At 60.1% G+C, this 23,142-nt stretch carries 15 protein-coding genes and 1 pseudogene; 8 read left to right on the top strand and 8 right to left on the bottom strand.

What is annotated here, in order from left to right:
* Nucleotides 1–96 precede the first annotated feature (96 nt).
* Complete coding sequence (gene bfr / locus ACM6IR_RS16345) at nucleotides 97–561, top strand: bacterioferritin (protein ID WP_414908689.1); 465 nt, start codon at nucleotides 97–99, stop codon at nucleotides 559–561.
* A 156-nt stretch (nucleotides 562–717) separates the two neighbouring features.
* Here the strand turns inward: bfr and uvrA are convergent, their stop codons facing one another.
* Nucleotides 718–3,552 carry an excinuclease ABC subunit UvrA gene (uvrA, locus tag ACM6IR_RS16340; protein WP_414908688.1) on the bottom strand — a complete coding sequence of 945 codons (2,835 nt, stop codon included), beginning with the start codon at nucleotides 3,550–3,552 and terminating at the stop codon, nucleotides 718–720.
* Nucleotides 3,553–3,743: 191 nt separating this feature from the next.
* Here uvrA and ACM6IR_RS16335 point away from each other — a divergent pair, with 191 nt between their 5' ends.
* Nucleotides 3,744–5,141: an MFS transporter gene (locus ACM6IR_RS16335; protein ID WP_414908687.1), complete on the top strand. Its 1,398-nt coding sequence runs from the start codon at nucleotides 3,744–3,746 to the stop codon at nucleotides 5,139–5,141.
* Nucleotides 5,142–5,150: 9 nt separating this feature from the next.
* The gene (locus ACM6IR_RS16330) at nucleotides 5,151–5,678 is read left to right on the top strand and encodes a single-stranded DNA-binding protein (protein WP_010467282.1); all 528 of its coding nucleotides are present in this window, start codon (nucleotides 5,151–5,153) and stop codon (nucleotides 5,676–5,678) included.
* Between the two features lie 74 nt (nucleotides 5,679–5,752).
* Here ACM6IR_RS16330 and ACM6IR_RS16325 read toward each other — a convergent pair whose 3' ends face one another.
* Both ACM6IR_RS16325 and ACM6IR_RS16320 read right to left on the bottom strand, forming a co-directional pair.
* Nucleotides 5,753–7,957, bottom strand: a complete 2,205-nt coding sequence (locus ACM6IR_RS16325; RefSeq protein WP_414908686.1) for an OsmC domain/YcaO domain-containing protein — start codon at nucleotides 7,955–7,957, stop codon at nucleotides 5,753–5,755.
* Between the two features lie 154 nt (nucleotides 7,958–8,111).
* On the bottom strand, nucleotides 8,112–8,666 hold the full coding sequence (locus tag ACM6IR_RS16320) for a cysteine hydrolase family protein (RefSeq protein ID WP_414908685.1): 555 nt from the start codon (nucleotides 8,664–8,666) through the stop codon (nucleotides 8,112–8,114).
* Nucleotides 8,667–8,768: 102 nt separating this feature from the next.
* On the opposite strand from ACM6IR_RS16320, the gene ACM6IR_RS16315 reads away from it, so the two are divergent.
* The 3 genes from ACM6IR_RS16315 (at nucleotide 8,769) to ACM6IR_RS16305 (ending at nucleotide 11,937) form a co-directional block, all read left to right on the top strand.
* Entirely contained in the window at nucleotides 8,769–9,764 is a 996-nt protein-coding gene (locus tag ACM6IR_RS16315) for a GlxA family transcriptional regulator (protein WP_414908684.1), read from the top strand.
* A 315-nt stretch (nucleotides 9,765–10,079) separates the two neighbouring features.
* Nucleotides 10,080–11,189 carry a DUF3182 family protein gene (locus ACM6IR_RS16310; protein WP_414908683.1) on the top strand — a complete coding sequence of 370 codons (1,110 nt, stop codon included), beginning with the start codon at nucleotides 10,080–10,082 and terminating at the stop codon, nucleotides 11,187–11,189.
* Nucleotides 11,179–11,937, top strand: coding sequence for an alpha/beta hydrolase family protein (locus ACM6IR_RS16305; protein WP_414908682.1), 759 nt, complete (start codon nucleotides 11,179–11,181; stop codon nucleotides 11,935–11,937). Before ACM6IR_RS16310 ends, ACM6IR_RS16305 begins: the two co-directional genes overlap by 11 nt.
* Before the next feature lie 115 nt (nucleotides 11,938–12,052).
* On the opposite strand, the gene clsB is transcribed toward ACM6IR_RS16305, so the two are convergent.
* From clsB to ACM6IR_RS16280, 5 genes and pseudogenes are all read right to left on the bottom strand, one after another.
* Nucleotides 12,053–13,345, bottom strand: coding sequence for a cardiolipin synthase ClsB (clsB, locus tag ACM6IR_RS16300; protein WP_414908681.1), 1,293 nt, complete (start codon nucleotides 13,343–13,345; stop codon nucleotides 12,053–12,055).
* Nucleotides 13,342–14,139 (bottom strand): annotated as a pseudogene (locus tag ACM6IR_RS16295) (endonuclease/exonuclease/phosphatase family protein). The gene clsB and the pseudogene ACM6IR_RS16295 overlap by 4 nt, the downstream one beginning before the upstream one ends.
* Nucleotides 14,136–15,062, bottom strand: a complete 927-nt coding sequence (locus ACM6IR_RS16290) for a DUF72 domain-containing protein (protein WP_414908680.1) — start codon at nucleotides 15,060–15,062, stop codon at nucleotides 14,136–14,138. Before ACM6IR_RS16290 ends, ACM6IR_RS16295 begins: the two are co-directional and overlap by 4 nt.
* Nucleotides 15,063–15,273: 211 nt before the next feature.
* Nucleotides 15,274–16,485: an MFS transporter gene (locus tag ACM6IR_RS16285; protein ID WP_414908679.1), complete on the bottom strand. Its 1,212-nt coding sequence runs from the start codon at nucleotides 16,483–16,485 to the stop codon at nucleotides 15,274–15,276.
* Nucleotides 16,486–16,653: 168 nt separating this feature from the next.
* Nucleotides 16,654–20,970 carry a DEAD/DEAH box helicase gene (locus ACM6IR_RS16280; protein WP_414908678.1) on the bottom strand — a complete coding sequence of 1,439 codons (4,317 nt, stop codon included), beginning with the start codon at nucleotides 20,968–20,970 and terminating at the stop codon, nucleotides 16,654–16,656.
* Nucleotides 20,971–21,280: 310 nt separating this feature from the next.
* On the opposite strand from ACM6IR_RS16280, the gene ACM6IR_RS16275 reads away from it, so the two are divergent.
* Both ACM6IR_RS16275 and ACM6IR_RS16270 read left to right on the top strand, forming a co-directional pair.
* On the top strand, nucleotides 21,281–22,165 hold the full coding sequence (locus tag ACM6IR_RS16275; protein WP_414908677.1) for a sugar nucleotide-binding protein: 885 nt from the start codon (nucleotides 21,281–21,283) through the stop codon (nucleotides 22,163–22,165).
* Complete coding sequence (locus tag ACM6IR_RS16270; protein WP_414908676.1) at nucleotides 22,158–23,087, top strand: NAD-dependent epimerase/dehydratase family protein; 930 nt, start codon at nucleotides 22,158–22,160, stop codon at nucleotides 23,085–23,087. Before ACM6IR_RS16275 ends, ACM6IR_RS16270 begins: the two co-directional genes overlap by 8 nt.
* Nucleotides 23,088–23,142 lie beyond the last annotated feature (55 nt).

The following is a 23,142-nucleotide window of genomic DNA, read 5'->3' as shown; positions in this document are numbered from 1 at the left end:
TTTCTCGGAATATCTTCGCTTTTATGGCGCAAGCGGAGTGACCAAAGAGTCGGCTTGGTTCAAACTGCAGACTTTCAAGCAGGGAGATGTAGGGCGATGCAAGGCCACCCAGACGTAATCGATTACCTCAACACGTTGCTGACCGGCGAGCTGGCGGCGCGTGATCAATATTTCATCCATTCGCGGATGTACGAGGACTGGGGTTTCACCGAGCTCTACGAACGCATCAATCACGAAATGGAAGAAGAGGCGCAGCACGCTGACGCCCTGATGCGCCGAATTCTGATGCTCGAAGGCACCCCGCGCATGCGTCCGGACGATCTGGATGTCGGCACCACTGTGCCGGACATGCTCGCTGCCGACTTGCGACTGGAAAACAAAGTCCGCGCCGCACTCTGCAAGGGCATCGAGCTTTGCGAGCTACACAAGGATTACGTGAGCCGCGAGATGCTGCGTATTCAGCTGAACGACACCGAAGAAGACCACACCTACTGGCTCGAGAAGCAGCTGGGCCTGATCAAGTTGATCGGTCTGGAGAATTATCTGCAATCGCAGTTCTGATTGTGTTGTAGGAGCGAGGCTTGCCCAGGAAGGGATCGCCGCGGTGCATCAGCCAAACCGAGGTGAGGCCTTCGCGGGCAAGCCTCGCTCCTACAGAAGCGTACAAAAAAGCCCCTGTCACCAACCCAGTGACAGGGGCTTTTTCATGGACCTGATTCAGGCCCTGTCGCGCTCCAGCAACGGCTTGAGGTAGAAGCCGGTATGCGATTGCTTCATCTCGGACACTTCCTCCGGCGTACCGACGGCAATGATCTGTCCGCCCTTGGAGCCGCCTTCCGGCCCCAGGTCCACCAGCCAGTCGGCCGTCTTGATCACGTCCAGGTTGTGCTCGATCACCACCACTGTGTTGCCGTGGTCGCGCAGGCGATGCAACACGTCGAGCAGTTGCTGAATATCCGCGAAGTGCAAGCCAGTGGTCGGCTCATCAAGGATGTACAGCGTCTTGCCGGTATCGCGCTTGGACAGCTCGCGGGACAGTTTCACCCGCTGGGCTTCACCACCCGACAGTGTCGTCGCCGATTGCCCCAGCTTGATGTATGACAGGCCCACATCCATCAACGTCTGGAGCTTGCGCGCCAGCGCCGGAACCGCGTCGAAGAACTCCCGAGCTTCCTCAATGGTCATCTCGAGTGTCTCGTGGATGCTCTTGCCCTTGTACTTGATTTCCAGGGTTTCGCGGTTGTAGCGCTTGCTCTTGCAGACGTCGCACGGGACATAGATGTCCGGCAGGAAGTGCATTTCCACCTTGATCAAGCCATCGCCCTGGCACGCTTCGCAGCGCCCGCCCTTCACGTTGAAGGAGAAGCGCCCCGGACCGTAACCGCGTGAGCGGGATTCCGGGACGCCGGCGAACAGTTCGCGAATCGGCGTGAACAATCCGGTATAGGTCGCCGGGTTGGAACGCGGCGTGCGCCCGATCGGGCTTTGGTCGATATCGACAACTTTGTCCAGATGCTCCAGACCCTTGATGCTGTCGTGAGCGGCGGCTTCCAGGGTCGTTGCACCGTTGAGTGCCGTGGCGCTCAAGGGAAACAGGGTGTTGTTGATCAGCGTTGACTTGCCCGAACCGGACACGCCGGTGACGCAGGTCAGCAGACCGATCGGAATGTCCAGATCGACGTTGCGCAGGTTATTGCCGCGAGCGCCCTTGAGGGACAGCGACAACTTCTTGTTACGTGGCGTGCGCTCGGCTGGAACGGCAATCTTCACTCGGCCCGACAGGTACTTGCCAGTCAACGAGTCAGGGTGGGCCATGACCTCGGCTGGCGTACCTTCGGCGACGATGTGTCCACCGTGTATACCCGCGCCAGGACCAATATCCACCACGTAATCTGCCAGCCGGATGGCATCTTCATCGTGCTCGACCACGATCACTGTGTTGCCGATGTCCCGCAGATGCTTGAGCGTGCCGAGCAGGCGATCGTTATCGCGCTGATGCAAGCCAATCGACGGTTCATCGAGGATGTACAGAACGCCAACCAGGCCAGCACCGATCTGACTGGCCAGACGAATACGCTGTGCCTCACCGCCGGACAAAGTGTCCGCACTGCGATCCAGCGACAAATAGTCGAGGCCCACGTTGACCAGGAACTGCAGGCGCTCGCGGATTTCCTTGAGAATCTTGTCGGCAATTTCGCCGCGACGGCCCGTCAGCTTCAGAACGCCGAAGTACTCGCAGGCGTCGCCGATTGGCAGATTGGTCACCGCAGGCAATGTCTTCTCGCCGACCCATACGTGTCGCGCCTCGCGACGCAAACGGGTGCCGCGGCAATCCGGACAAGGCTGGGTGCTGAGGAACTTGGCCAGCTCTTCACGCACCGAGGCGGATTCGGTTTCGCGGTAGCGACGCTCCAGGTTCGGCACGATGCCTTCGAACGGGTGCGACCGTTTGACGATGTCGCCGCGGTCGTTCAGGTATTTGAAATCGACGTTTTGCGAGCCGCTACCGTGCAGGATGAACTTCTGCTGATCGGCCGGCAGTTCGTTGAACGGCACTTCCAGGCTGAACTTGTAGTGGGAAGCCAGCGAGCCGAGCATCTGGAAGTAATAGACGTTACGCCTGTCCCATCCGCGAATCGCGCCTTCGGCCAACGTCAGTTCACCGTTCACCAGCCGCTTGATATCGAAGAACTGCTTAACACCCAAGCCATCGCATGTCGGGCAGGCACCGGCCGGGTTGTTGAAGGAGAACAGCTTGGGTTCCAGTTCGCTGATGGCGTGGCCGCAGATCGGGCAGGCGAAGCGCGCGGAGAAGATGATTTCTTCGCCAGGCTCGTCGTCCATCGGCGCAACCAGCGCAATGCCATCCGCCAGCTTCAATGCGGTTTCAAACGACTCGGCCAGGCGCTGCTGCAAATCGGCGCGGACTTTGAAACGGTCGACCACGACATCGATCGAATGCTTCTTCTGTTTGTCCAGCTTCGGCAACTCGTCAAGCTCGCAGAGCCTGCCGTTGACCCGTGCCCGCACAAAACCCTGGGCGCGTAACTCTTCGAAGACCGAAAGGTGTTCGCCTTTGCGCTCGCGGATCACCGGGGCCAGCAGCATGAGTTTGCTGCCCTCCGGTTGCGCGAGCACCAGGTCGACCATCTGGCTGACGGTCTGGGCTTCCAGCGGAATGTCGTGATCAGGGCAGCGCGGAATGCCGACGCGGGCGTAAAGCAAGCGCAGGTAGTCGTAGATTTCGGTGATGGTGCCAACGGTCGAGCGTGGGTTGTGCGAGGTCGACTTCTGTTCGATGGAGATCGCTGGCGACAGCCCTTCGATGGTGTCGACGTCAGGCTTTTCCATCATCGACAGGAACTGCCGGGCATAGGCCGAAAGCGACTCGACGTAGCGGCGCTGGCCTTCGGCGTACAGCGTGTCGAAAGCCAGGGACGACTTGCCAGATCCGGACAAGCCGGTGATGACGATCAGTTTGTCCCGTGGCAGGGTCAGGTCGATGTTCTTCAGGTTGTGGGTTCGGGCCCCACGAATCAGGATCTTGTCCAAAGTGGCCTCGCTCGGCGGGCGTCGAAAACGTAGGAGTATACGGCCAAATACTGGATGGATGCACACTATCGAATAAGCGGGTTATTGTCTTTCATGAAGAGTCTGTCAGCAGAGCGCGGCAAAGCGTCGCGATATACCCCGTCAACCGATGGGACTGGTAGAATCGCCGCCGGTTCACATGAGGTTTTTCCATGCACGATCCCCACAGCGAACGCATGAGTGGCAGTGAGACCCGCGCAGCAAGCGGTCTAGCCCTGGTGTTCGCCTTCCGTATGCTTGGCATGTTCATGGTATTGCCGGTACTGGCAACCTATGGGATGGATCTGGCAGGAGCGACCCCGGCCCTCATCGGGCTGGCGATTGGCGCTTACGGCCTGACCCAGGCGATCTTTCAAATTCCTTTTGGCTTCATTTCCGACCGTATCGGTCGCCGTCCGGTGATCTATCTGGGGCTGGTCGTCTTCGCCCTCGGTAGCGTGCTGGCGGCCAATGCCGATTCGATCTGGGGCGTCATTGCCGGACGAGTCCTGCAGGGGGCCGGGGCCATTTCCGCGGCGGTCATGGCGTTGCTGTCAGACCTGACCCGGGAACAGCACCGGACGAAAGCAATGGCCATGATCGGCATGACGATTGGTCTGTCGTTCGCTGTCGCCATGGTTGTAGGACCGCTGCTGACTCGCGCCTTCGGCCTGTCCGGGCTGTTTCTCGCCACTGGCGGCATGGCGTTGTTTGGCATTGTGATCGTGATGTTCATGGTCCCGCGCGCCACCGGGCCATTGCAGCATCGAGAATCCGGTGTCGCGCGCCAGGCGCTGATACCGACACTCAAGCACCCGGATCTGCTGCGCCTGGACCTGGGCATTTTTGTGTTGCACGCGATGTTGATGTCGAGCTTCGTTGCATTGCCGCTGGCCTTGGTCGAAAAAGCCGGGCTGCCTAAAGAGCAGCACTGGTGGGTGTACCTGACCGCACTGCTGATTTCCTTCTTCGCCATGATCCCGTTCATTATCTACGGCGAGAAGAAACGCAAAATGAAACGAGTTTTATTGGGCGCCGTGCTGACGCTGATGCTCACTGAGCTATTCTTCTGGCAGTTCGGCGATAGCTTGCGGGCTCTGGTGATCGGGACGGTGGTGTTCTTTACCGCGTTCAATCTGCTGGAAGCTTCGTTGCCATCGCTGATCAGCAAAGTTTCACCGGCAGGTGGCAAGGGCACGGCAATGGGGGTGTATTCCACCAGCCAGTTCCTCGGTTCGGCACTGGGCGGTATCCTCGGCGGCTGGATGTTCCAGCATGGCGGTTTGTCGGTTGTGTTCCTGGGATGTGCCGGGCTGGCTGCCCTCTGGTTGGCCTTTGCTGTTACCATGCGCGAACCTCCCTACGTGACGAGCCTGCGCTTGCCGTTGTCGCCCGAGGCGATCCGCGAAGCGGGTCTGGTCGAGCGCCTGAAGGCCCTCGTAGGGGTAACAGATGCAGTGATAGTCGCTGATGAAGCGGCCATTTACATCAAATTGGACACAGAACTATTGGATCGCACCACCCTCGAGCGTCTGGTGAACAACCCGGCCTCAGCTGCGTGCGAAGCCTAGGAGAACGTTATGGCCCGTGGGGTTAACAAAGTCATATTGGTCGGCACTTGCGGCCAGGATCCCGAAGTTCGCTACCTGCCTAACGGTAACGCCGTGACCAACCTGAGTCTGGCGACCAGTGAACAATGGACCGACAAGCAAACCGGCCAGAAGGTCGAGAAGACCGAATGGCACCGTGTGTCGATGTTCGGCAAGGTGGCGGAAATCGCCGGCGAATACCTGCGTAAGGGTTCGCAGGTCTACATCGAAGGCAAGCTGCAGACCCGCGAGTGGGAAAAAGACGGTATCAAGCGTTACACCACTGAAATCGTGGTCGACATGCAAGGCACCATGCAACTGCTGGGCGGCCGTCCACAACAGGGCGACCAGCAAGGCGGGGGTAACAACTACCAGCAGTCCGCTCCGGCTCCACGCCAGCAGGCTCCGCGTCCACAACAGTCGGCACCGCAACAGTCGCGTCAGGCTCCGCCTCCACAGCAGGCAGCTCCGCAACCGGCTCCGGATTTCGACAGCTTTGATGATGATATCCCGTTCTAATTTGCTGCTTTTTTCAGAACCGTAAACAAAAAAAGCGAAGCCATTGATCTGGCTTCGCTTTTTTGTTGGCGCTGTTAACGGGACAGAGCGGTCACATTGGCTCGCGCCATGTGCAATTTTTTGTAGCTGTCGATCAGGCGCAGGTGTCTATCGAGCCCCTCCAGTTTTATGCTCGTAGGCGTCAAGCCGTGGAAGCGCACGCTGCCGTCCACCGATCCGATCGCTGCATCCATCCGCTCGTTGCCAAACATCCGGCGGAAATTGGCCTCGAAGTCCTCCAGTTCCAGGTCTTCGTCGAGCTTCATCTCCAGCACCACATTGACGGCCTGGTAGAACAAACCACGCTCAACCGTGTTGTCGTTGTACTGCAGGAACATTTCCACCGCCTCTTTCGCCTCTTCAAATTGCTGCAAGGCGAGATAGATCAGAAGCTTCAACTCCAGGATCGTCAGCTGACCCCAGGCCGTATTGTCGTCAAATTCGATGCCGATCAAGGAGGTGATGTCGGTGTAGTCGTCCAGCTCACTTTCCACCAGACGCTCAACCAGCGCTTGCAGTTCCTCTTCGTCCAGGCGATGCAGGTTCAGGATATCGGTGCGGAAGAACAGCGCTTTGTTAGTGTTATCCCAGATCAGATCGTCTATTGGATAAATTTCCGAATAGTCCGGCACCAGAATGCGGCAGGCCGTTGCGCCGATATGCTCGTAGACCGCCATGTACACTTCCTTGCCCATGCCTTTGAGAATACCGAACAAGGTCGCGGCTTCCTCGGCATTCGAGTTCTCACCCTGGCCGGAGAAGTCCCACTCCACGAATTCGTAATCCGATTTGGCACTGAAGAAGCGCCACGACACCACGCCGCTGGAGTCGATAAAGTGCTCAACGAAGTTATTCGGCTCGGTCACCGCATGACCTTCAAAGGTCGGCTGGGGCAAGTCGTTGAGGCCTTCGAAGCTGCGGCCCTGCAACAATTCGGTCAGGCTGCGTTCCAGCGCCACTTCCAGGCTCGGGTGCGCACCGAACGAGGCGAACACACCGCCGGTACGCGGGTTCATCAATGTGACGCACATCACCGGGAATTCACCCCCCAGGGACGCATCCTTCACCAACACGGGGAACCCTTGCTCTTCCAGCGCCTGAATACCGGCCAATATCCCGGGGTACTTCGCGAGCACGTGGGCTGGCACATCCGGCAGTGCAAATTCACCTTCGATGATTTCGCGTTTTACCGCGCGCTCGAAGATCTCCGACAGGCACTGGACCTGGGCTTCGGCCAGCGTATTCCCGGCGCTCATGCCGTTGCTCAGGTACAGGTTTTCAATCAGGTTGGACGGGAAGTACACCACCTCGCCGTCCGACTGGCGCACGTAGGGCAGTGAGCAGATACCGCGCTCTTCGTTGCCCGAGTTGGTATCGATCAGATGGGAGCCGCGCAGTTCGCCGTCGCGGTTGTAAATCCTCAGGCAGTACTCGTCGAGAATTTCAGTCGGCAATGCGTCTTTGCGGCCGGGCTTGAACCAGCGCTCGTTCGGGTAATGCACAAACGCCGCATTGGCGATGTCTTCGCCCCAGAACTGATCGTTGTAGAAGAAGTTGCAGTTGAGTCGCTCGATAAACTCGCCCAACGCCGACGCTAACGCGCCTTCCTTGGTCGCACCCTTGCCGTTGGTAAAGCACATCGGCGAGTGGGCATCGCGGATATGCAGCGACCACACATTGGGCACGATATTGCGCCACGAGGCGATTTCAATCTTCATGCCCAGGTCCGCCAGAATGGCCGACATATTGGCGATGGTTTGCTCCAGCGGCAGATCCTTGCCCGCAATATAAGTGCTCGCCTCTGAATTAGACGCAGGCATCAACAACGCCTGGGCATCGGCGTCGAGGTTTTCCACCTCTTCGATCACAAACTCAGGCCCGGCTTGCACCACTTTTTTCACGGTGCAACGGTCGATGGAGCGCAGGATGCCCTGGCGGTCCTTGTCGGAGATGTCCGCCGGCAATTCGACCTGGATCTTGAAAATCTGGTTGTAGCGGTTTTCCGGGTCAACAATATTGTTCTGCGACAGGCGGATGTTATCCGTGGGGATATTGCGCGTGCTGCAATACAACTTCACAAAGTAGGCGGCACACAACGCCGACGACGCCAGGAAGTAGTCGAACGGACCGGGTGCCGAGCCATCGCCCTTATAGCGGATAGGTTGATCGGCCACCACCGTGAAGTCATCGAACTTGGCTTCAAGCCGAAGGTTGTCGAGAAAGTTGACCTTGATTTCCATGGGGGATTACCAGAATAACGGGCTAGACGATTTGGCCGCCATTATCCGGCTTTTCGGCCGTAAGTCTCAGAAAAAAGGCCAGTCACGTGCGTACGCAACTGGCCTTCTTTGTTTCGGGAGCGTCGGATTGCAGCACCCGACGCCGAAGCGTTGATCAATGATGCGCCGCCAGGAACTCGTCAGTGGACACCACGCTTGCATAGGCAAACCCCAAGGCCGACATGAAGGCTGCGTGAACGTGAGCAGCCGCAACGGTGACTCCGTTGAATTCCAGGTCCCGGGAGGCACAGGCATCGTGAATCACCGTGACGGTGTAGCCAAAGTCAGCGGCGGCGCGGGTGATGCCGTCGACGCACATGTGGCTCATGCTGCCGACAACTACCAACTCCTTAATGCCTTGTTCGTCGAGGATCGATTTCAGTTCGGTTTCGCGGAACGAGTTGACGAAGTGCTTGAGCACTACCGGCTCGTCGGCGCGATTAAGGACTTTGGGGTGCAGCTTCGCGCCTTCGGAGCCCGGGGTGAAGAACGGCGCGGCGTCGGAAGTGAATTCGTGGCGGATGTGCACCACCGGTTTTTCGGCGTCACGAAAGGCCGTGAGCAGACGGGCGGCGTTGTCGGCGGCGGCCTCGGCGCCCGCCAGCGGCCACTTGCCTTGGGGGAAGTAGTCGTTTTGGATATCGACTAGGATGAGTGCTTGCTTGGCCATGACTGTTTCCTCGAAGTGCTTGTTGGGTATGGAGTGAAGTATTGGGTCTGGCAGGCCGTCCGAGGATTGGCCGCACCGACATTAGAAGGGGGAAAACTGACAATGAGTGTAGAAAGGGCAGTCGCCGAGCTGGGCGTGTTGATCTATCCCGGCGCGCAGATGGCCGCGGTGCATGGGTTAACGGATTTGTTCGGAGTGGCTAACCGGATTGCTGCCGAACATCGGGCTGCGCAGTTGCCGTTGCTGCGGGTCAGTCATTGGCAGGTCGATGGCGATCAGCTGCCTGAACGCGTTTACGACAGCCATCCCGCCCCGGACGGCGCATTAGTGGCGGTGTTGATTCCGCCGTCGATTGGCGGATTTTCTGAAGGCCAGGCGCCGCAAGGCTTGCTCCGCTGGATTCGTCAGCAACATGCACAAGGCGCGACCCTCGGCGGCGTGTGCGTGGGCTCGATACTGTTGGCCGAAAGCGGCCTGCTCGACGGTCGCAGTGCCACCACTCACTGGACATCGGCCAAAACCTTCGCCGAGCGGTACCCGGCGATCAAGCTCAAGGCCGATACGCCCATTGTCGATGACGGCGACCTGATCACGACGGCGGGGCTGATGGCCTGGTCCGCGCTGGGCTTGCGCCTGGTGGATCGTTTGTTGGGGCCGAGCATTGCTACCGGCACCGCGCGTTTTCTGGTGGTGGAACATAGCGACAGTGCGAGTGAATGCGGCAGCAACTTTGCACCGATTCTCAGCCATGGCGACGCGTCGATTCTCAAAGTCCAACACTGGCTGCAAAGCACTGGAGCGACCGATGTGTCGCTGGCGGCAATGACCGACCGGGCAGGGCTGGAAGAGCGCACCTTCCTGCGTCGATTCCGCGCGGCGACCGGGCTCAAACCCACCGAATACTGCCAACACCTGCGAGTCGGCAAGGCCCGGGAAATGCTCGAGTTCACCAATGGCACGATCGATCACATTGCCTGGACCGTCGGCTACCAGGACCCGAGTGCGTTTCGCGCGATCTTCAAGAAGATTACCGGGCTGGCGCCGAGTGAATATCGGACACGGTTTGGGGTGACTTCGACCGCTGGTGTGGCTCGATAGCCAGCGTCACTCTAAATCCCCTGTGGGAGCGAGCTTGCTCCGGGCGGCGTTCCGACGATGGGGCCATAACTTTCAATATTGATGAAGTCTGACACACCGCTATCGCGAGCAAGCTCGCTCCCACAGGGATATCGCCAGGCTTGAATCGTGCAAAATGCCGGAGTCCTGGAGGGCGTCGTGCAGAATAAAACAGGCGTGATGCCATCACGCTTTCCGCAACCAGCTGATTCGAAAGCCGTTTCACGAAGCCACCCCTTGGCCTGATCTCTGCACCCTTTCAACTATATTCATCAAGTACAGATTGAAGGGGGATGCATGACCCCAACAAACCGCAAGAAACTGGTGGTCGCCCATTCAGTGTGCCCAGACGCTCCGCTGCACGAAGTCGAAACCAATCGTGCGCTGGCGCGTTGGCTTGCACACATTGTCGGGCTCAAATACGGCGGCAGTTACGACCCCGAACGTCACAATGGCCGAGACCTTTACCTGCTGCCAACCCAGACCCTGGTCGGCGTTGCTGCGGCTCGACAATTGGGTGTCAAAGGGCCGGAAGATTTGTGGGGGGGCTACGTCGAGCATGATTTCATTTGTACCAAAGCCATCAGCCACGGCTTACGCAACAAAAATGCGTTTGCCCCCGAAGGCTGGTCACCGTTGTTTTCCGAACGCGTGCGCAACGTGGTGCTGGAGGGGCTGAGTGTGTTCTCCCTGGACGATGCGCGGCCTGCTGCAGAACACCTGCTCTATAGCGGTCCGATTCGCATGAAGCCGATTTATTCCAGCGCCGGTCGCGGTCAGGAAGTGATTCAAAGCCTCGAGCAGTTCGATGCCATCCTCGCCAGACCCGATGCCAAAACTCTCTTTACCGGCGGTGTGGTGCTGGAGCAGGAGCTGGACCACGTGATCACCCACAGCGTCGGCCAGAGCGTTATCGGTGACAAGGTGCTGAGTTACTGCGGTGATCAATATTTGACCGAAGATGGTCAGGGCGAGCGGGTTTATGGAGGTTCCAACCTGCTGGTGGTGCAGGGCAATTACGATGACTTGCTGGCGCTGGATCTGCCGGACGATATGCGGCTGGCAATCCGGCAGGCCCAAGTCTTCGACAGCGCCGCGGATGAGGCCTATCCCGGTTTCTACGCCTCGCGACGCAACTACGACATTGCCCAAGGTCTGGACAGCAACGGTAAACAGCGCAGCGGCGTGCTCGAACAGTCGTGGCGCATCGGCGGGGCCAGCAGCGCCGAAGTGGCGGCATTGCAAAGCTTCGTCAACGATTCGGGCATGCGCGCGATTCGCGTGTCTTCGGTGGAAACCTATATCGATCAATCGCTGCCAACGGGCGCCATCGAGGTCTACCGTGGGCCGGCGCAAAACAGTGACTTTCTTCTCAAGTACGTAATGGTCAAATCCTATGACGGCTAGAAGCGAAACCATTCAGATCGACATCGACGACGAACAGATGATCGGGACTTTTCTCAGTCCCAAATCAAAAGTTCCCGGTGTCCTGTTCGTGCACGGTTGGGGCGGCAGCCAGGAGCGAGACCTGGAGCGGGCCAAAGGCATCGCGGGCCTCGGGTGTGTGTGCCTGACGTTCGACTTGCGTGGGCACACTGGCGGCAAAGGTCTGGCCCTGTCTCGCGTGACCCGGGAAGACAACCTGCGTGATCTGCTCGCAGCGTATGACCGTTTGCTCGCTCACCCTGCGCTCGACACATCCGCCATTGCGGTGGTCGGCACCAGTTACGGCGGTTACCTGGCCTCGATCCTGACCTCGTTGCGCCCGGTTCGCTGGCTGGCGCTACGGGTGCCGGCACTGTATCGCGATGAGCAATGGCACACGCCAAAGCGAGACCTGGACAAGTCTGATTTACGCGATTACCGCAGCACACTTGTCCGTGCCGAGAGCAATCGTGCGCTGCACGCGTGTTCGCAATTTACCGGGGATGTGCTGCTGGTGCAGTCCGAGATCGACGACTATGTGCCCCATGCAACCATCATGAGTTACCGCGCTGCCTGTCAGCAGACGCATTCAATGACCCATCGCATTATTGACGGCGCAGACCACGCGTTGACCGATCCGATTTCCCAACAGGCGTACACCTCGATCCTGGTGGGCTGGATCACCGAAATGGTGGTTGGCGAGCGGTTGAGCATTATTCAATCCAGCTAAGATTTGCGGCGTTCTTTCGATCCTTCGCGAGCAGGCTCGCTCCCACAAGAAACCGTGATCAATGGTGGGAGCCTGCCTGCGAAGGCGTCCTCGCAATCACCCTGACGGGTGCGCATCAGAGTGGCACTTCAGGTTTCACTCTCGGCGGATGGGCGAAAGGTTTCAGCCGCGGTTTGTGTGCAGGCAGCCAGCCGGCCCAGGCGGGAAAATGCCGCAGGAAGTGAAACACCAGAAAGCCGACGGTCATGTGCCAGACGCGTCCGCGCGGCGACGTGTCTGCAGTTATGGCTTTGCAATGGTTATTGCTCAACGTTTCGAGGCGTTGGAACAGTTTTCGGTTGAAGGCCCGGTCGCGGATTAACACGTTGGCTTCCAGGTTCATTGACAGACTCAACGGGTCGAGGTTGCTGGAGCCGACGGTGCACCAGTCTTCGTCCACCAGCGCGACCTTGCCGTGCAGCGGGCGCTCGCAATATTCGTGAATCTGCACGCCGGACTTGAGCAGGTAGTCATAGGTCATGCGCGCGGCCAGTTTGGCCACCAGCATATCGGGCTGACCTTGCAGAATCAGCCGCACATCAACGCCTCGACGGGCAGCGTTGCGGATCTCGCGAAGCAAGCGATAGCCGGGGAAGAAATACGCGTTGGCGATGACCACCCGCCGTTGGGCGCTGCGCAGTACCAGCCGGTAAACCTCTTCGATGTCGGTTCGATGGTCGCCGTTGTCGCGGTACACCAGCCGAACCTGACCGTCGTGATCGCTGAACGCGAGCTCCGAACGGCGTTGCTGTCGACGTTGCCACCAATATTTGGCGTGAACCGGGCGACCGCTTTGCAGCAACGCGAAGTGATGAATGTCGGCCACCGCCGGGCCTTGCACTTCAACGGAGTAGTCCTGTTTCGCCTCGGGCCCGAAGTCGCCCAAATGGTCAGCGGAAAAGTTGATCCCGCCGAGGAACGCAATCGTGCCGTCGACTACCACGATTTTGCGGTGCAGGCGGCGGAACCAGTTGGTGCGGATGCCCAGATGCTTTGGTGCCGGGTCGAATATCTGGAGGTGCACACCGGCTTCACTCAGGGCGGCGAGAAACCCGACGCTCAACTCAGCGCAACCGAAACCGTCAAGGCTGACGGTGATGCGCACGCCGCGTTGCGCTGCTTCGATCAAAATCTGCTGCAGTTCATTGCCGACTTTGTCCTCGAGCAAAATGAAAGTTTCCAGCAGGATTTCATTCTGGGCCTGACGCAGCACTTCAAATACCCGGGGAAAATATTCTTCACCATTTTCCAGCAGATCGACCCGGTTGTTGCCGTGCCAGCCATATTCCACGTCGACTGCTGCCGGCTCGCCCCTTGGCGGTGCGGCAATCTGTTGTGCCGTGGCTTTTTCCATCGATGGAGTGCTCATAGCTCAATCTCCACCGACAGCGATGCGTGGTCGGAAAGGTGTGACCAGGGCCGCGCCGCCAGCACTTGCGGGCGGCTGGCTTTGAGGTTACGTACGTAAATTCGGTCCAGACGTAACGCCGGCATTCGAGCCGGAAAACTGCGCGCCGGTTTGCCGTGTTGTTCGGCGAATACTTCCAGTAAGCCACAAGGCTTGAGCAACGCATCGGCCCGCTGGCGCCAGTCGTTGAAGTCGCCGGCGACGATCACCCGGGCATCGGCCGGTAACGCTTCGAGGCGCTGGGCCAGCAGCTTGAGTTGCTTCTTGCGATGAGTTTCACGCAAGCCCAAATGGACGCAAATCGCATGCACTTCCGGCCCGTTACCGGGCAGTCGCAGTACGCAATGCAAGAGGCCGCGGGTCTCATGGCCGCTGATGGAAATGTCCAGGTTGTCGTGACGAACAATCTGGAATTTCGACAACAGCGCATTGCCGTGATCACCTGCCGGGTAGACAGCGTTGCGCCCATAGGCGAACTGCGGCCACAGGGTGTCGGCGAGGAATTCGTATTGCGGCATCGTCGGCCAATTGCTGTAACGCTGAGGATGATGCTAGTGGGTGCCGTGGACCTCCTGCAAAAACACGACGTCGGCGGACACGCTGCGCACCGCTTCACGCAACTCGGGCAGGATGAAACGCCGGTTGAGCGCGGTAAACCCCTTGTGAGTGTTAATGGTCAGCACGGTGAAACGGCGCACGGCGGCGATGGTTCGTGGATGATCGTCGGCGGGGTCTAACGGCTCATAAGTGTTCATGGCAGCACGCCTTCGGCAGCCGGTTCGCCGGGGGCAGTGACCAAGTCGTTATCGAGGTGGAAATGCTCGAGCAAGCGGCGGGCATCGAAGGGGGCGCGGACTTTGATGTCGTTATCGAAATAGCAGAATACTTCGCGGGACTTGCGTGCCTGGGGTTTTTGCCCAGGGGCAATCAGGTGCGGATCGCGAGGTTGCCTACCGTGATTCCATGCGTCGATCCGGTCACCCCAGCGATCCAGCGCTTGAGGTGTGTAACCGCTGGCGTAGAGCTCTTCGGCACCGTGTAACCGCAGGTAGACGAAGTCACTGGTCAGGTCTTCGTGATACGGCCATTTTCCGGCGGTGTCAGCAATGACGAGGGCCACGTTGTAGCGTTTGAGCAGTCGAACGAATGCGGGGTCGACAAACGTCTCGTTCCTGATTTCGACGGCATGGCGCAGCGGCCTTTTCTTGTAAGCCTTCATGCTGGCGTGACCGTGCAGGTGTGAGTCGTGCTGGCGGGCGAGGGCAGCGGCCTGCTCGGTGTCGCGGGGCAGCTGTTCGAGAAAGCGTTCGAACAGCTCGGCATCGAATTTGAAATTGGGCGGAAATTGCCAGAGGATCGGGCCAAGTTTTTCCTTGAGCTCCAGTACCCCGGAGGCAAAGAAATTCGCCAGTGGCTTATGAATATCTCGCAGGCGTCGGATGTGGGTAATGAAGCGTGGGGCTTTGACGCTGAAGACGAAGTCTGCCGGGGTTTCTGTGTACCACTGGGCGTAACGTTCGGGGCGTTGCAGGGCGTAAAACGATCCATTGATTTCGATGCTGTTGACGGCCCGCGAGGCGAATTGCAATTCGCGTTTCTGGGCCAGCCCCTTCGGGTAGAAATCCCCCCTCCAAGGCGTGTAGCGCCAACCTGAAATTCCAATGTGAATCGCCGCCATGTCGCCTCCCTTCCAGTGGTCCTCTGGTTGCCCCGTCCTTTGATGACTGTCGGGCACGCGAGAAAGTTTCGACGGGACTACGGACGGCACACGTTCAACAAAACACTGGCGATCGAATGTGTGCGAGCCTGCTCGCGAAAGCGGTCTGTCAGCGACATCGATGCTGGATGTGCTACCGCCTTCGCGAGCAGGCTCGCTCCCACAGGGTTTGTCAGTGGCTGGCGAAGAGGCGGGACGAGCCTTTGGGTGGCTCGGCATACACCGGGCCCAACCGATCAAGACGACCACTCCAGGCCGTGAGTGCCAGCGCCACCAGCACCACCAGGCCACCGATCCATGCGGTATGAATCAGCCCCAGGTGAGCGACGATCAACCCGCCGCCCCACGCACCACCGGCGATGCCGAGGTTGAACGCGGCGATGTTCAGGCCAGACGCTACGTCCACCGCATGCGGCGTGTGATGTTCAGCCTGGCGCACCACGTACACCTGCAAACCCGGCACGTTGCCGAACGCGACCGCACCCCAGACCAGCACAGTGGCCAAGGCCAGCCATGGATTGCCGGCGGTGAAGGTCAGCGCGAACAGCACTGCAGCGAGCAGGGCGAAGATGATTTTCAGGGCGCTGATCGGACCGCGTTTGTCTGCCAGTTTGCCGCCCCAGAGGTTACCGACGGCCACTGAGAGGCCGTAGACCAGCAGCACCAGGCTGACCGTGCTGGCGCTGAAACCGGAGATGTCCTGAAGAATCGGTGCGAGGAACGTGAAGGCGATGAACGAGCCGCCGTAACCCACCGCCGTCATGGCATATACCAGCAACAGACGCGGTTGCTTGAGCACCTGCAGTTGCTGCAACAGCGACGCCGGTTTGCTGTGGGCGATGTTATTCGGCACGTAAAGCAGGCTGCCGATGAACGCGATCACACCCAATGCCGATACGGCGAGGAAGGTTTCACGCCAGCCGATATGTTGACCGATAAAGGTTCCAAGCGGTACGCCGGTGACCAGCGCCACGGTCAAACCGGTAAACATGATTGCAATCGCGCTGGCGGCTTTTTCCTTCGGCACCAGGCTGGTGGCAATGGTCGAACCAATCGAGAAAAACACCCCGTGGGCCAGACCGGTGACGATTCGCGCAATGACCAGCGACTCGTAACTCGGCGCTTGCCAGGCCAGCAAGTTGCCGAGGGTGAACAACACCATCAGCGACAACAGCAGTAATTTGCGCGGGACTTTACCGGTGAGGGCGGTCAGCACCGGCGCACCAACGGCAACGCCCAACGCATAAAGGCTGACCAGCAGACCGGCGGACGGCAGGGTGACGCCGAGGTCAGCGCCGATGGTGGGTAACAAGCCAACGATGACGAACTCGGTCGTCCCGATGGCGAAGGCGCTGAGGGTCAGCGCGAGCAAGGCGATGGGCATGGCTGCAACTCCGGTGGATTGATTTCAGGAGTGCAGTGTCAGGTTTTAGGTTGTGCGGAAAAATACTGGGATCGGCATTTGATATTTGCGCAGAGGTCAAATATCAATGGCGAGACACGGTTCAGTGTGGGAGCGAGCCTGCTCGCGAAGGGGGCCGCCCAAACACCATCAATGCCGGATCAGCTTATTGTGCAATTCGGCAGTGGATTGCTGATCCAGCTCCAGCCAGAAAACCTGTTTACCCGCAATCTCGGCTGCCGCCGGCAACCCATTGCGATACACCAGCCGATTACTCGCCAAGGCCGGCACTTTGGCTCCCGGTAAAAGCGTGCCGGCGAGGTTCAGCGGATCAACCCCGCACACCGCAATCAGACTCCCGTCCTGTGGCCGTCGCCGTACTTCCCGCAGTAACGGAATCGCTTCCGGCAGCGCGAACTGTTCACCGGCCAGGCCACTGACAAACCGCCCGCCACGAATTTCGCCCCGGGCCTCCAGCCGATGAAACGTGCGCAACAATTCACGCCAACTCGGTAACCAGTCCGCCTCACGTTCCAGCAAGCGCCAGAACACCACGCCGTAGCGCCGAAGCAACGTCAGGGCGATATGCTCCAGGGTCTCGCTCGGTGTGGGGGCCGGGCGTTTGTTATCCACAATGGGTGCGGCAGGGCCGCGTCGCAACAAAGCCCAGCGGCCGGCATCGTCCATCCCGCCAATAAACGCTCCACGCCCGCGTCGGCTGCTGCGGTTCTGTCGTTTGCTGGCGGGCGTTATCAGCGCCCGCAGACCGGCGAAACTGTCGGCGTTCACCAGTCCGGCGCCGACCAGCTCCTGCAAAGCAGTTTCCAGCTCCGAGCGCAGCAGATGCGCCTCATGAATCAACTCATCAAAAAACAGCGCGCCGTGTTGGCTAAGTGCCTCAAAGACTTTCTGCGTTTTGGGCGACAGTTCGCTGGCTGACGTCTGCTCGGTCAATCCGCTCCACACTCCGACCTGGCTGCGCGGCAATAACACAATCGGCGTGCTGCGCAGGGCCGTGCTGGCGCTTTTGTTGCGCGCGGTCAGGCGGGTCCAGACCAGTTTGCCGCTGCGGCACAGATCATCCAGCCAACCCGGCGAATAACCCTTGAGCCGGGCCGGCAAGATGTCGCTGTCCCAGGCAGATGCGGCGGCGGGGTAGCCTTCGAACTGGCCGATGATCGCTGGCAACACCGCGCTGCCCTGGCCTTGCGTCGCGGCGGAGAGGTGCTGCCAGTCGAACAGAAAGCGCATGAAGTCCTGCAACGCTACCGGCTCGATTTCCCGGCGCAGACGCTTGACCGTGTAGCGATGAATCCGTGCAAGTAAATGCCGTTCGCACCATTCCTCCTGTGTAGCCCCTGGCGTAAATTGGCCGCGCAGCACATAGCCTTCGCGTTCCAGTTGCGCCAGCGCCTGAGTGACGTGTGTCGCCGGTAAACCGAGCGGTTCGGCAATCGCTTTGAGCGGCAATGGACCAAACGCACTGAGCCGCGCACGGATCACTTCCAGCAGCGCATCGTCCGGCTCCCACCTGTCATCGAAGCCCGGCAGCGCTTCCAGCGGTGGCAGCAACATCGCCTGTGGATAAATCGCCCGCAAGCAGGTCAGCCGCTCCCGTGGAAACCATAGCGACTGCTTGGCATTGATCTGTAAACGACTGGCGCGGCCGTTGTCGGCCAACGCGTTCAGCCAGTCGAGCCAATCCGGGTTGGCTTGGGCCTCGGTGTCGGCGATGCACGCAAGGCTCATCAGCGCCTCATGCATTTCATCGACGCCAGTCGGCGCTGGCCAGGCTTCTTCGCGCACCGCTTGAATCGCCTCGGCGTCCAGTGCACCGAGGTCATCGGTGGATTGCGGGTCGCTCCAGCGCCGGTTGAGCACAGCCTGGGTGCGTCGCTCTTCCAGCGGCGCGTCGTCGAGAAAGGTATAAGGCCGCGCGCTGAGAATTTCTGCGGCCAAGGGCGAGGGCGCCGGCAAGTCGCGGCTGATCAGCCGCACATCGCCGCTCTCCATGCGCCGCAACAACGCCAGCCAACCCTCACAGTCCATTGCCTCATGCAGGCAATCGTCGAGGGTTTGTTCCACCAGCGGATGCTCAGGGATTTCGCGCTCGCCGGCGAGGTTTTCCACGCAGGCGATCTGATCGGGAAACACGCTGGCAATCAGGTCTTCGCTTTTCATCCGCTGGATTTGCGGCGGCACTTTGCGCCCGCCTGCATACCGCGGCAACGCCAGCGCGACGCTGGCATTCCAGCGCCAGCGCACGCCGAACAGCGGCGCTTCCAGCACCGCTTGAATCAGCAGGTGTTCGGCGGTGTTGCTGTGCACGTAGCGCCAGACGTCATCAAGATCAAAGCTATGGCTGGTGGACAGCGACAGCACGATCGCGTCCTCGCTGGCGGCGGCCTGCAATTCGAAGTTGAAGGTGCGGCAGAAGCGTTTGCGCAAGGCCAGGCCCCAGGCGCGGTTGATGCGGCTGCCGAACGGCGTGTGAATGATCAATTGCGTGCCGCCGGACTCGTCGAAAAAGCGTTCCATCAGCAGCGTGTCCTGCGAGGGCAGGGCACCGAGGCTCAGGCGCGCGCGGGCCAGGTATTCCACCAGTTGTTCGGCGCTGGCGAGGTTCAGGCCGAGAGTGTCGGTCAGCCAGTCGAGGGCGGGTTGCACGTTACCGGGTGTGGCGCCGAGCAGCTCATCGAGTTGCGCTTGCAGGCGCGCTACGGCAAATGACAGTTCAGCGCTGCGCCCTGGCGCTTCACCGAGCCAGAACGGAATGGTCGGCGGCTGGCCTTGGGCGTCTTCGACCCGGACTTTGCCGGTTTCGACCCGCAAAATCCGGTAGGACGTGTTGCCCAACTGGAAGATGTCCCCGGCGATACTTTCCACCGCAAAGTCTTCGTTGACGCTGCCGATGTTCAGCCCTTGAGGCTCCAGCAGCACGCTGTAATCGGCGTTGTCCGGAATCGTCCCGCCGCTGGTCACGGCGGTCAGTTTGGCGCCTCGGCGACCGCGCAAGGTACGTGTCACAGCGTCGCGGTGCAGGTAAGCGCTACGGATGCCTTGGCGACCGTTGTAACCCTCGGCCAGCATGCGCAGCAGCGCCTGATAATGGTCTTCGTCGAGTTTGGTATAGGGCGAGGCTCTGCGGAGCATCTCCAGCAGTGCCTGCTCCTGCCATTCCTGGCAGCTGACCTCGGCGATGATTTGCTGGGCCAGTACGTCCAGCGGAGCGACCGGGATCAGCAAGGTGTCGAGTTCACCCCGGCGCACGCAATCGAGGAGCGCGGTGCATTCGATCAAGTCGTCGCGGGTGGTGGCGAACAATCGGCCTTTGGGCGTGCCGCCGACCTGGTGCCCGGAGCGGCCGACCCGTTGCAGAAAGCCGGCAATCGAGCGCGGCGAAGCGATCTGGCAGACCAGATCGACGTCGCCAATGTCGATACCCAGTTCCAGTGACGCGGTGGCGATCAGCACCTGCAGCTCGCCGCGTTTGAGCCGTTGTTCGGCGTCGAGCCGAAATTCCTTGGCCAGGCTGCCGTGATGGGCGGCCACGGCGTCCTTGCCAAGGCGTTCGCTCAAATGCCGGCTCAAGCGTTCGGCCAATCGTCGGGTGTTGACGAAAACCAGCGTCGTTCGATGCTCGCGGGCGAGTTCGGCAAGGCGGTCGTAGACCAGCTCCCAGACGTCGTTGGCCATTACGGCCGACAACGGCACTGGCGGCACTTCGATGTCCAGATCTCGCGGGCGGGCGTGACCGATGTCGATGATTTCACAAGGGCGGTCGCGGCCCACCAGAAAGCGCGACACCGCTTCGATGGGTTTTTGCGTGGCAGACAAACCGATGCGCATCAACGGTTGCGCGCACAACGCCTGCAAGCGTTCGAGGCTTAGCGCGAGATGGCTGCCGCGTTTGCTGGCGGCGATGGCGTGGATTTCGTCGACGATCACCGTCCGCGCGGTGCCAAGCATTTGCCGGCCGGAATCGGAGCCGAGCAACACGTAAAGTGATTCCGGGGTCGTCACCAGAATGTGCGGCGCGTTCTTGCGCATCGCCGAGCGGTCTTTTTGCGGTGTGTCGCCGGTGCGCACGGCGGTGTTTATTTGCAACTCCGGCAGGCCCATCCCCCGCAATTGCTCGGTAATCCCGGCCAGCGGGTCTTGCAGGTTGATTTGAATGTCATTGGACAGGGCTTTAAGCGGCGAGACGTAGACCACCAGGGTTTTGTCGGGTAAATGACCGCCGTTGGCCAATCCCTGGTGGACAAGGTCGTCGATGACGGCGAGAAATGCGGTGAGGGTTTTGCCGGAACCGGTGGGCGCGGCGATCAGGGTCGAGCGGCGCTGGCGAATCAGCGGCCACGCCCGGGCCTGGGCGGCGGTAACCGTCGGGAAGGTATTGCTGAACCAAGCACTGACAGCGGGGTGGAAGCCTGCCAGGGCCGCGTCCGTGGGGATGGGCAGATTCATGAGGTAATTTATGCGGGCAGGGTGGGGAAGATGCAAGTACCGCTCAAGACCTTCGCCAATTTCTCGGGCCCCATCGCGAGCAAGCTCGCTCCCACAGGGATCTTCTGTGAACAACAGAGAACACTGTGGGAGCGAGCTTGCTCGCGATGGGGCCCGAGGCCGCACCACAAAACCCGGACATCTATACTTTACGGATGACGGTTGCGCACTAAACCCGCAAAATGCAACGATTCCGGCAATTATCAACGGCATCGCCTGCGGGCAGTGTCGATAAAGCCATCGTTCCAATCAGACTGGGCCTGCTGACTCTATGCGAATGCGCCTTATGTTACTGGGCGGCGGAAATGCCCTTGGGCAGGCGCTGATTCGCCTCGGTGCGGAGGAAGACATCGGTTTCCTCGCCCCCCGCCCACCGCAAGACGGCTGGGATGCCGCGAGCCTGACGCAACTGCTCGACGACACGCGCCCGGACGCGCTGATCAACCTTGCCTACTACTTCGACTGGTTCCAGGCGGAGACGGTCAGCGAACAGCGTCTGGCCGGACAAGAGCGCGCGATCGAGCGTCTGGCCGAACTGTGCCAGCATCACAACATCATTCTGCTGCAACCCTCGAGTTATCGAGTGTTCGACGGCTCGCGGGCAACGGCCTACAGCGAAAAGGACGAACCCGTGCCGCTCGGCCTGCGCGGTCAGGCATTGTGGCGGATCGAGCAGAGCGTGCGCGCTACCTGTCCGCAGCATGTATTGCTGCGTTTCGGCTGGCTGCTCGATGACAGCCCAGATGGCACCCTTGGACGTTTCCTCGCTCGGGCCGAACTGCCTGAAGAACTGCTGATGGCCGACGACCGTCGGGGCAATCCAACACCGGTGGATGACGCGGCGCGGGTGATCATTTCGGTGCTCAAGCAACTCGATTGCGCAGCGCCGCTATGGGGCACCTACCATTACGCCGGGCATGAGGCGACCACGCCGCTGGCGCTGGGACAGGCTATTCTTACTGAAGCCCGCAGTTTGCATCCGCTGGCCATCGAAGCGCCGACCGCCCAGGCTCATGCTGCGCGCCCGGACGCTGCCGAAGAGCCGCAACACGCGGTACTGGCCTGCAAGAAAATCTTGCACACATTCGGCATCAAACCCCGCGCCTGGCGCGCGGCACTCCCAAGTTTATTGGATAGGTTTTATCGCCATGGTTGACAGTCCAGTTTTAATCACCGGCGGTGCAGGTTTCATCGGCTCGCACTTGACCGATGCCCTGCTCGCCAAGGGCCATTCGGTGCGCATTCTCGATGACCTTTCCACCGGCAAACGCAGCAACCTGCCACTGGACAATCCCCGGGTCGAATTGATCGTGGGCGACGTCGCTGATGCCGCCCTGGTGGCACGGGCTGTGACCGGTTGCAGCGCCGTCGCGCATTTGGCGGCAGTGGCTTCGGTGCAGGCCTCGGTGGACGATCCGGTGAAGACTCACCAGAGCAACTTTATCGGCTCGTTGAACGTCTGCGAGGCAATGCGTCAGGCGGGCGTCAAACGAGTGCTGTTTGCGTCCAGCGCGGCGGTCTACGGTAACAATGGCGAAGGTGAGTCGATCGACGAAGACACGCCCAAGGCGCCGTTGACGCCGTATGCTTCAGATAAGTTGGCCAGCGAGCACTACTTCGATTTTTACCGTCGCCAGCACGCGCTGGAACCGGTGATTTTCCGCTTCTTCAATATCTTCGGCCCGCGTCAGGATCCGTCCTCGCCGTACTCCGGGGTGATCAGCATTTTCAGCGAGCGCGCACAGAAAGGCCTGCCGATCACTGTCTTTGGCGACGGCGAGCAGACGCGCGACTTTGTGTACGTCGAGGACCTGGTCGCTCTGCTGGTGCAAGGCATCGAGGAACCGCAGGTCGAAGTCGGTGCAGTCAACGTCGGCTGGAACCAGGCCACGACGCTCAAGCAATTGCTTGAAGCCCTTGAAACGGTGGTCGGCACGTTACCGCCGGTGAGCTACGGCCCGGCACGCTCCGGGGACATCCGTCATTCCCGGGCGAACAACCGGCGTTTGCTGGAGCGGTTTACCTGCCCGCAGCAGACATCGATGAATGTCGGCCTGGCGCGGTTGTTGGGGCGCTGAATCGCAGTCATAAAAAAGGCGCCCTTTGAGGCTAATGCCGATCAGTTAAGTAAAC

This window comes from Pseudomonas sp. IT-P253, assembly GCF_949768125.1.
GTDB lineage: Bacteria > Pseudomonadota > Gammaproteobacteria > Pseudomonadales > Pseudomonadaceae > Aquipseudomonas.
Note: the sequence above shows the minus strand (reverse complement) of the source record. Positions and strands in the feature narration are given on the sequence as shown.

Coding starts and splice junctions, on each gene's coding strand:
- ACM6IR_RS16330 (WP_010467282.1), top strand. CDS start 5,151: ATGGCCCGTGGGGTTAACAAAGTCATATTGGTCGGCACTTGCGGCCAG.
- clsB (WP_414908681.1), bottom strand. CDS start 13,345: ATGAGCACTCCATCGATGGAAAAAGCCACGGCACAACAGATTGCCGCA.
- ACM6IR_RS16315 (WP_414908684.1), top strand. CDS start 8,769: ATGAGTGTAGAAAGGGCAGTCGCCGAGCTGGGCGTGTTGATCTATCCC.
- ACM6IR_RS16320 (WP_414908685.1), bottom strand. CDS start 8,666: ATGGCCAAGCAAGCACTCATCCTAGTCGATATCCAAAACGACTACTTC.
- ACM6IR_RS16280 (WP_414908678.1), bottom strand. CDS start 20,970: ATGAATCTGCCCATCCCCACGGACGCGGCCCTGGCAGGCTTCCACCCC.
- ACM6IR_RS16325 (WP_414908686.1), bottom strand. CDS start 7,957: ATGGAAATCAAGGTCAACTTTCTCGACAACCTTCGGCTTGAAGCCAAG.
- ACM6IR_RS16270 (WP_414908676.1), top strand. CDS start 22,158: ATGGTTGACAGTCCAGTTTTAATCACCGGCGGTGCAGGTTTCATCGGC.
- bfr (WP_414908689.1), top strand. CDS start 97: ATGCAAGGCCACCCAGACGTAATCGATTACCTCAACACGTTGCTGACC.
- ACM6IR_RS16275 (WP_414908677.1), top strand. CDS start 21,281: ATGCGAATGCGCCTTATGTTACTGGGCGGCGGAAATGCCCTTGGGCAG.
- ACM6IR_RS16335 (WP_414908687.1), top strand. CDS start 3,744: ATGCACGATCCCCACAGCGAACGCATGAGTGGCAGTGAGACCCGCGCA.
- ACM6IR_RS16285 (WP_414908679.1), bottom strand. CDS start 16,485: ATGCCCATCGCCTTGCTCGCGCTGACCCTCAGCGCCTTCGCCATCGGG.
- ACM6IR_RS16305 (WP_414908682.1), top strand. CDS start 11,179: ATGACGGCTAGAAGCGAAACCATTCAGATCGACATCGACGACGAACAG.
- ACM6IR_RS16290 (WP_414908680.1), bottom strand. CDS start 15,062: ATGGCGGCGATTCACATTGGAATTTCAGGTTGGCGCTACACGCCTTGG.
- ACM6IR_RS16310 (WP_414908683.1), top strand. CDS start 10,080: ATGACCCCAACAAACCGCAAGAAACTGGTGGTCGCCCATTCAGTGTGC.